This is a genomic window from Shewanella sp. S1-49-MNA-CIBAN-0167 (assembly GCF_040310145.1).
In the GTDB taxonomy this organism is placed as follows: domain Bacteria; phylum Pseudomonadota; class Gammaproteobacteria; order Enterobacterales; family Shewanellaceae; genus Shewanella; species Shewanella psychromarinicola.
This window is the reverse complement of record NZ_JBEOPO010000095.1, coordinates 1-1304: the sequence shown is the minus strand read 5'-3', so window position 1 is coordinate 1304 and position 1304 is coordinate 1. Positions and strand designations below refer to the sequence as shown.

The 1304-nt window shown below is 48.3% G+C and carries 1 protein-coding gene; it reads left to right on the top strand.

Annotated features, from left to right (window positions below; translation table 11 throughout):
- The first annotated feature begins 532 nt into the window (after positions 1-532).
- Positions 533-1090, top strand: a complete 558-nt coding sequence (locus AAEZ00_RS20515; RefSeq protein ID WP_351078900.1) for a DUF4136 domain-containing protein — start codon at positions 533-535, stop codon at positions 1088-1090.
- Positions 1091-1304: the final 214 nt, after the last annotated feature.

Sequence of the window (1304 nt, the reverse complement as noted above, 5' to 3'; positions counted from 1 at the left end):
CGCTGCTAGGGCGTGACTTCGTCACTGCTAGGATCGCTACGCTGCTAGGGCGTGACTTCGTCACTGCTAGGATCGCTACGCTGTTAGGGCGTGACTTCGTCACTGCTAGGGCGTGACTTCGTCACTGCTAGAACAGCTTCGCTGCTAGGGCGGACTACGTCCTGCTAGGACAGCTTCGCTGCTAGGGCGGACTACGTCCTGCTAGGACAGCTTCGCTGCTAGGGCGGACTACGTCCTGCTAGGCCGCTACGCTGCTAGAGCGTGACTTCGTCACTGCTAGGATCGCTACGCTGCTAGGATCGCTACGCTGCTAGGGCGTGACTTCGTCACTGCTAGGGACAGCTTCGCTGTTAAGATTTTATAGCATCTAGCCGCGAAGCGTCCTAGCAGCGAAGCGCTCTAGGCTGTTGCTTTTAATGCGTCCTAGCAGCGCAGCGCTCTAGGCTGTTGGCTATTAGCAAGCTTTTGCTTTTTACAATGTCTTAGCTCATTATAAGCTTATAAGCATATACACATTGTTATTGGAGCCTGTATGAAAAAACTATTTATAGCCGTTGCGGTATTAGCGTTGAGCGCATGTAGTACCTTAAAATCGACTTCAGACTTCGATCCATCGGTATCATTTGATCAATACAAAACCTACTCATGGGTAGTGAAGAAAAATAACGATGCGGGCTATCATTTAGACGGACTCATGGATCAACGTATCCGCGCCGCTATTGAAAGCCAATTAAACCAAAAAGGTATCAGTAAAACAGATAAGCAAAATGCAGATTTATTGGTTAACTACATCACTAAAGTCGATAAAAAAATTAATATCGACACCTTTAACAGTCATTATGGCTATAACCCATATTACGGTCCTCGTTGGGGGTTAGGTGGTAGCATACAAACTGAAACCACAGTGCGCGAATATGAAGTTGGCACCTTAATGGTTGATTTAGTGGATAATAAAACCGGTAAATTGATTTGGCGTGGCACTGTGGCCGATACAGTACGAGAACAGAATACGCCGGAACAACGGATTCAAATCATCAACAAAGCTATTGATGCTGTAATGATGAATTATCCACCCAAGCCAACTCAGTAACCTCTAGGTCCTAGATTTTAGGTCCTAGGCCGCTACGCGGATAGTGTGCTTCGCTTCTAAGATCCTAGGCAGCTTCGCTGCTAAGATCCTAGGCCGCTACGCGGATAGTACGCTTCGCTTCTAGGACGGACTTCGTCCTGCTAGGGACAGCTTCGCTGCTAAGATCCTAGGCCGCTACGCGGATAGTGCGCTTCGCTTCTAGGGCGTGACTTCG

What these genes read in the sequence shown, in the direction of transcription:
- AAEZ00_RS20515 (WP_351078900.1), top strand. Translation starts at nt 533, where the DNA reads ATGAAAAAACTATTTATAGCCGTTGCGGTATTAGCGTTGAGCGCATGT.